General features: G+C 67.9%; 7 protein-coding genes. 4 read left to right on the forward strand and 3 right to left on the reverse strand.

The genetic code is table 11. The features are described 5' to 3' along the window. Positions 1-38: 38 nt before the first annotated feature. The 4 genes from AC6LJ2_RS29740 (at position 39) to AC6LJ2_RS29755 (ending at position 4,296) form a co-directional block, all read left to right on the forward strand. Positions 39-962, forward strand: coding sequence for an ABC transporter permease (locus tag AC6LJ2_RS29740; RefSeq protein ID WP_025135729.1), 924 nt, complete (start codon positions 39-41; stop codon positions 960-962). Between the two features lie 5 nt (positions 963-967). Then, a complete protein-coding gene (locus AC6LJ2_RS29745; protein WP_199164196.1) occupies positions 968-1,834 on the forward strand; it encodes an ABC transporter permease in 867 nt (288 codons plus the stop codon). Positions 1,835-2,110: 276 nt separating this feature from the next. Continuing rightward, positions 2,111-3,850, forward strand: a complete 1,740-nt coding sequence (locus AC6LJ2_RS29750) for a M14 family metallopeptidase (protein WP_445656931.1) — start codon at positions 2,111-2,113, stop codon at positions 3,848-3,850. A gap of 8 nt (positions 3,851-3,858) precedes the next feature. After that, complete coding sequence (locus tag AC6LJ2_RS29755; RefSeq protein WP_263911102.1) at positions 3,859-4,296, forward strand: acetyltransferase; 438 nt, start codon at positions 3,859-3,861, stop codon at positions 4,294-4,296. A gap of 43 nt (positions 4,297-4,339) precedes the next feature. On the opposite strand, the gene AC6LJ2_RS29760 is transcribed toward AC6LJ2_RS29755, so the two are convergent. The 3 genes from AC6LJ2_RS29760 to AC6LJ2_RS29770 form a co-directional block, all read right to left on the reverse strand. Further along, positions 4,340-4,528 (reverse strand): oxidoreductase-like domain-containing protein, encoded by a 189-nt coding sequence (locus AC6LJ2_RS29760; RefSeq protein ID WP_263911104.1) that lies wholly within the window; start codon positions 4,526-4,528, stop codon positions 4,340-4,342. 20 nt (positions 4,529-4,548) lie between these two features. After that, complete coding sequence (locus tag AC6LJ2_RS29765; RefSeq protein ID WP_498152738.1) at positions 4,549-5,148, reverse strand: GNAT family N-acetyltransferase; 600 nt, start codon at positions 5,146-5,148, stop codon at positions 4,549-4,551. Between the two features lie 117 nt (positions 5,149-5,265). Continuing rightward, positions 5,266-6,525: a lytic murein transglycosylase gene (locus tag AC6LJ2_RS29770; protein WP_498152739.1), complete on the reverse strand. Its 1,260-nt coding sequence runs from the start codon at positions 6,523-6,525 to the stop codon at positions 5,266-5,268. Positions 6,526-6,769 lie beyond the last annotated feature (244 nt).

Consider the following 6,769-nt stretch of genomic DNA (forward strand, 5'->3'; position numbering starts at 1 on the left):
CTACTGACCCGCCCCGGTGAAAACCGGGGCGGCGCCTCATGACCGGATTTCTGATTAAACGCGTGTTGCAGGCGGTCTTCGTGATCGTGGCCGTGACGCTGCTTGTTTCCTATGCCGTGCGCCTGACCGGCGACCCCGCGCTGATGCTGAGCCAGGGCTCGGGCAGCGTGACCGAGCAGGACCTGGCCAACATCCGCCAGGCGCTGGGCCTGAACCGGCCGTTCCACGTGCAATACCTGAGCTACATGCAAGGCCTGCTCCACGGCGACTTCGGCCGCAGCTTCATGGGCGGCACGCCGGTCGCCAAGCTGATCGGCGACGCCCTGCCCGCCACGCTGATGCTGGCCTTCACGTCGCTGATCGCGTCGATCCTGATTTCGTTGCCGCTGGGCATCCAGGCCGCCATCAAGCGCGGCAAGGCCACCGACCAGACCATCCGCATCCTGTCGCTGGTGGGCCTGTCGTTTCCCAATTTCTGGCTGGCGCTGATGCTGGTGCTGCTGTTGTCGATCACCTTCCCGCTGCTGCCGCCGTCAGGCTGGAGCGGTCCGGCCAGCCTGGTGCTGCCGTCGCTGACGATGGCCATCATCCTGTCGGCCACCAATATCCGGCTGGTGCGCACCACCATGCTCGAAACGCTGTCCGCGCAATACATCATGGTGGCGCGCAGCAAGGGCCTGAAGGAACGCGTGGTGCTGTACAAGCACGCGCTGCGCAACTGCGCGATTCCGCTCATCACCTACCTGGGCCTGCAGTTCGGCGGCCTGATCGGCGGCATCGTCGTCATCGAGATGGTGTTCAACTGGCCCGGCCTGGGCACGCTGGCGTTCGACGCCATTTCCGGCCGCGACTATCCGGTGCTGCAAGGCACGGTCACCGTGCTGGCCGCCGTCATCGTCCTGGTCAACCTGATCGTCGACATCGCCTACGGCATCGTCGATCCCCGAATCCGCACGCGCTGAGCCTTATGCAGACCACCACCCCCACCGCCGCGCCCGCGGCCCCCAAGCCGCGCAGCCGCTACCGTTCGCTGGAATTCGTGCTGGGCGCCCTGCTCACCGGCCTCATGGTCATTCTGGTGCTGGCCTCGGGCTGGCTGTTTCCCGACGGCGGCGAAGCCATGGACCTGGCCGCCCGCCTGACCGCGCCGTTCACGACCGCGGCCCACCCCTTCGGCACCGACCCGCTGGGCCGCGACGTGCTGGCCCGCGTGATCGTGGGTGGCAAGATCTCGCTGATGGTCGGTTTCATTTCGGTGCTGGGCGGCGCGCTGCTGGGCATCGTCATGGGCCTGATCGCCGGCTACTACCGCGGCTTCTGGGACATGATCGTGATGCGCTTTGCCGACGTGCAGCTGGCGCTGCCGTTCATCCTGGTGGCGATCACCTTCATCGCCATCCTGGGCGGGGGGCTGTTCAACGTCATTTTCTTCATGATCATTTCGCAGTGGGTGCAGTATGCGCGCCTGGTGCGGGCGCAGGTGCTGGCGCTGCGTGAACGCGAGTTCGTGCTGGCCGCCCGCGCCTTCGGGGTGCGCGACCTGGCCATGATCCGCCATCACATCGTGCCCAACCTGCTGGGCCCGCTGGTGATCCTGATGACGCTGAACGTCGCCAACAACATCCTGCTGGAAAGCAGCCTGACCTTCCTGGGGCTGGGCGTGGACCCGATGATCCCGAGCTGGGGCGGTATGCTGGCCGATGGCCGCACCTACATGCAGACGGCCTGGTGGGTCAGCGTGTTCCCGGGGCTGGCGATCATGCTGACGGTGCTGGGCTTGAATTTGCTCGGCGACTGGCTGCGCGACCGCCTCGACCCCACTGGAAAAGTGTGAGCCCCCACGCCGCACCCGCTGCGCGGGCTTGCTGCCCCCCGAGGGGGCGGCCCCGCCTTGGGGCGGCCCGAAGGATAGGACCCCCACGCTGCACCGCTGCGCGGGCTTGCTGCCCCCCGAGGGGGCGCCCCCGCCTTGGGGCGGCCCGAAGGATAGGACCCCCACGCTGCACCCGCTGCGCGGGCTTGCTGCCCCCCGAGGGGGCGGCCCCGCCTTGGGGCGGCCCGGCGGCGGGGCGGGCGGGGCGCCAATAAGCGCATTTGAGGATGACTGAAGATGGTTTTGCTGGAAAAGACATTCGACCGCACGCTTGACGCGTGGATCCACGCCTACAAGGCGCCGGCCTGGCGCGGGGCGGCGGTCGAGGGGTGGCTGTTCGAGGGCGTCGAGGCGCGTCGCGAGGCCGAGGCCCGGTTGGCGCAGGCGGGGGTCACGGCGCGTTTTCGCAGCGCCTACAAGCCGCTGGTGCATTACTTCCTGGAAGAAGTCGAGCGCGACGGCCTGGTGTCGGTCGACCTGCGCTACCCGCTGCACGAACATGCCCAGGCCAAGCGCTTCACGCTGGAAGCGTATCCACTGGCCGCCCTGCTGCCCGGCGTGCGTGTCGCCATGCACCCGGGCGCGTCGGACCTGCACTATGACGTCACCCTGGCCTACGCCGACGGCCGCCGCGTGCAGACGCGCGTGTTCGCGCCCAACCAGCTGGGCCAGGCCCAGGACGGCACGCCCGAACTGTCGCCCACCGGCTGGCTGCGCGTCCATGACGCCGACGGCGCCGTGCAGACCGATGGCCCGCAAGCCACCGAATACCAGCAAGCGTTCCGCAGCATCGTCGACACCGTGCGCCAGCACGCCTGGGGCGCGCACGAGCCGTACTTCGACCGCCTGGAAATCCGGGTCGACCTGCCGGGCATGGACTTCGCCCTGCCGGTGGACGAGGAAATCGTCAGCACCTTCGAGGCCCTGCACGAAGACCTGTATTTCTCGTTGCTGGAACACTTTCAGCAGCATTCCGGCCGCCCTTCCGGCGACCGCGGCCTGCAACCCGGCCAGATCATTCCCGATGTCCGCCGCCACGATGGCGCGGCGCGCGTGATGATGACGCTGGAGCCCTTTGCGCCGCCCGCGCCGGTGACGCCCGCGCCGCTCACCACGCCGCTGGCTCAGCAACGTGAACCCCTGCCCGCCGCGCAGATTGCGGGCTGTGTGGCCGCACTGGCCGGTGACGAATTCCAGGCCGTGTCGCGCCAGGGCCGTCCGGTGCTGGGCACCTACCTGCGGGGCCCGGGCCCGGCGGTGTTCATTTCGGGTGCGCAGCATGCCAACGAAACGTCCGGCGTGGTCGGCGCCCTGCGCGCGGCCGAAGCGCTCAAGGCGCGCGGCGACGCCCACTTCGCGCTGATCGCCTCGGAAAACCCCGACGGCTATGCGCTGTTCAACCGCCTGCGCGAACAGCATCCGCGCCACATGCTGCATGCGTCGCGCTACAGCGCGCTGGGCGACGACATCGCCTACCGCGAACACGCCCCGTTCTTCGAGCGCGACGGCCGCCATCAGGCGCACGCCATCAGCGGCGCGCAGTTGCACATCAACCTGCACGGCTACCCGGCGCATGAGTGGACCCGTCCCCTTTCGGGCTACCTGCCGCGCCATTTCGAGCTGTGGACCGTGCCGAAGGGCTTTTTCCTGGTGCTGCGCCACCACCCGGGCTGGAGCGAGCGTGCCCGCCGCCTGATCGAAGGCGTAACGGCGCGCCTGGCCCGCAATGTGCCGGGCCTGGTGGAATTCAATGCGCGCCAACTTGAACTATTCCAGGCCCACGCGCTCGAAACCGGATTCGATGTGCTGAACGGCATCCCCGTACAGGTCACGGAGACCGACCGGGAAGAACTGCCGATGGCGTTGATTTCCGAGTTTCCGGATGAAACCGTATACGGAGACCGATTCGTTTTCGCGCATACTGTGCAAATGGAAACCGTCCTGGCGGCCACTGACATCTACCGATCGGGCTTGTAGCGCTTGACATGAACATCCGAGAACGCAACCACGGCGACGACCTCGCCCTGGTGGACATCTGGCTCCGTTCGGTGCGCGCCACCCATACGTTCCTGACCGAAAAGGAAATCCAGGCCATGTACCCGCAGGTGCTCAACACCTACCTGCCGTCGGTACGCGTCTGGGTCTGCGAAGACGACACCGGCGAGGTCGCCGGCTTCATGGGCCTGAACGGCAACAAGGTCGAAATGCTGTTCGTCGACGCCAACAAGCGCGGCAAAGGCGCGGGCCGACGCCTGCTGAACTTCGCGCTGTCGCTGCACGGCAGCCTGCAGGTGGACGTCAACGAACAGAACCCCCAGGCCCACGGCTTCTACAAGCACTACGGCTTTCAGGACGTGGGCCGCTCGGAAACCGATTCGGCCGGCAGGCCCCGGCCGATCATCCACATGAAGCTGGCGGGCTGAGCGGCCCGTTGGCGCCGCAGGCGTAGCCACGCCCGCCTTTACCTCACCCGGCTTGCCCGTGCCGCGCGCGCCAGGCCTTGAGCGCGTCGCGGTATTCGTCCATGGCCTCGTTGTAGGTGTCGTACACGCAGGGAATGCAGCCGCTGTTGCAGCATTCTTCGGGTGCGGGCGCTTCGGGGGGAACAGGCGGCGGGTCGTCGGCGCCTGCAGGCGGGAGGTCGCGGGTAGTCATGGTGGGTTTCAAAACGGCATTCATGACGCCATGTTAGCGCCGCCGGGCCCGGCCCCGGTGGCTGTGCCGTCCGCTTGCCCGGCCGCCAGCGCCTGCCATTGCTCGCGCCGGATTTCGTAGCGCAGCTTGCGGGCATCGCCCTCGCCGGTGGTGTCGATCCAGCGCAGACCGCATTTTTCCATCACCCGCAGCGACGCCGCATTGGCCACGACCGCCACGGCGCTCAGCGCCTGCACCGGCAGGCGCTCAAAGCCCAGCGCCAGCAACGCCCGCGTGATTTCCGAAGCATAGCCCCGGCCCCAACAGGCAGTCTGGAAGGCGTAGGCAATTTCTACGTGTTCCACGTCGCCCGCCAGCGCCAGCTTGAGCCCGGCGCGGCCCGCCAGCGCGCCGCTGTCGCGCTCGGTCAGCACGTACATGCCATAGCCCTGCTCGGCCCAATGCAGCAGGTTGTGCTGCACATAGCGCCGCGTGGACGCGGCATCGCGGGTGCCGCCCATGGTGGCCATCAGGGCGGCGTCCGCGTGCATGGCGGTGATGAAAGGCAGGTGGGTCTGCGACATGCGCTCGGCGCGCAAGCGGGGAGTGACGAACGATTCGGGCAGCAAGGAGGACGACATGGAAGCGGACGGCGGCGCGAGGGAGACGATGCCCTGCATCATACCCAGCGCGCTGCCGCACGGCCATGGCTGAGGTGGCTTACACCGTGACGCGCATCGCGGTGTAAGCCCCTTTTCTCAGGCGCCGGGCTTGGCCTTGACGTCGCCGGACGCTGCCTTGAGCGCGTCGTAGATGCGCTTGCCGACCCGGCCGTCCTGCGGCAGGTTGCGCTTTTCCTGTTCGGCGCGGACCGCGTCGCGGGTCTTGGCGCCGGGGATGCCGTCGGCGATGCCGATGTCGTAGCCCAGGCCGATGAGCATTTCCTGCACCGACTTGATCTGGGCGCGCGACAGGCCCGGGTCGTCGGTGGGCCAGGCGGTGGCCAGCGCCGGGCCGCCTTGCAGGCGGTTCAAGAGCAGCGACACCGCCAGCCCGTAGCGGCGCGACTGGTTGTAGTGCAGGATCGCGTCGAAGTTGACGGTGGCCAGGAAGATCGGGCCGGTGGCACCGGTGGGCGCGAACAGGTAGGCCTGTTCGTTGTTGCCCGAGGCCAGCTTCAGCGCCGCGCCATTGCCCTGCTTGACGCCCGCCTGGGCCCACTGCGCGATGGTGCGCCGGTCTTGCGAGCCGACGTATTCGGCGTCGGGCGCGGGCGGGATGGCGGCGGCCACGTCGGCCGGCACGCGCACTTCGACCACGGCGGGCAGGCCGTGGGTCCATTTGGCGCGGCGCTTGCGCAGGTGGTTGGCGGTGGACGCCAAAGCGTCGGGCAGCGAGTTGTAGAGGTCGATCTTGCCGTCGCCGTCGCCGTCGGCGGCCAGCTCGTAGAACGAGGTCGGGATGAACTGCGTCATGCCGAAGGCGCCGCTCCAGGAGCCCACGAAACTGTCGGGCTGCACCACGCCGTCGCGCAGCAGGCGCACCGAGGCGTAGGCGTTCTTTTCCCACAGGGTCTTGTTTTCGGTGCAGGCGCGGGTGAGCCAGGCGTTGAGCACGTCGGTCTTGCCGACCTGGCGGCCGTAGTTGGTCTCGATGCCGAAAATGGCGACCAGCGTGGCCGGATCCACCTGGTACTGCTGGCCGATGGTGCCCAGCTGCGCGCTGTATTTGGCCAGCACGCCGCGGCCGTCGTTGACGCGTTCGTCGTCGACGGTCTTGGCGATGTAGTCCCACCAGGACTCGCGGCCTTCGGGCTGGCCCTGGGCAGACGCGACGGTGGTGGGCAGCAGCTTGGCGTTGGCCGTGTACTTGTCCCAGTCGGCCACCGTGAGGCCGTTGGCCGTGGCGCCGTTGCGCAGCTTGGCGATGCAGGCCTTGGTGTCGAGTTCGGTCGGGATGATGACCTTGGGTGACGTGGCAGACGCGGCAGGCGTGGGCGCGGCGGCCGGGGCAGGCACGGCCGGGGCCGCCGGTGCGGCGTGTGCCGGGGCAGCGGCCGGCGCCGGTGCGGCGGCAGGCGCCGCGGCGGGGGCCGCCTGGCTCTTTTACACAATTCCCCGCCCCCCAGACCTTTTTGGCCCACTCGTTTTCCCTCTTTTTCTTTGAAAAAAAAAAAAAACCTACTGCTATTAATATTTATCCTTGACCGTTACAGCTGTCACTCGCACGCAGTTCAGCCGCCGTGATCTGTGCCGACATATG

The sequence above is a fragment of the Achromobacter sp. 1014246743 genome, assembly GCF_059760725.1.

Bases quoted from the DNA above. Each gene is read 5' to 3' on its own strand.
- AC6LJ2_RS29760 (WP_263911104.1), bottom strand. From the start codon at position 4,528: ATGACTACCCGCGACCTCCCGCCTGCAGGCGCCGACGACCCGCCGCCT.
- AC6LJ2_RS29765 (WP_498152738.1), bottom strand. From the start codon at position 5,148: ATGTCGTCCTCCTTGCTGCCCGAATCGTTCGTCACTCCCCGCTTGCGC.
- AC6LJ2_RS29755 (WP_263911102.1), top strand. From the start codon at position 3,859: ATGAACATCCGAGAACGCAACCACGGCGACGACCTCGCCCTGGTGGAC.
- AC6LJ2_RS29750 (WP_445656931.1), top strand. From the start codon at position 2,111: ATGGTTTTGCTGGAAAAGACATTCGACCGCACGCTTGACGCGTGGATC.
- AC6LJ2_RS29740 (WP_025135729.1), top strand. From the start codon at position 39: ATGACCGGATTTCTGATTAAACGCGTGTTGCAGGCGGTCTTCGTGATC.
- AC6LJ2_RS29745 (WP_199164196.1), top strand. From the start codon at position 968: ATGCAGACCACCACCCCCACCGCCGCGCCCGCGGCCCCCAAGCCGCGC.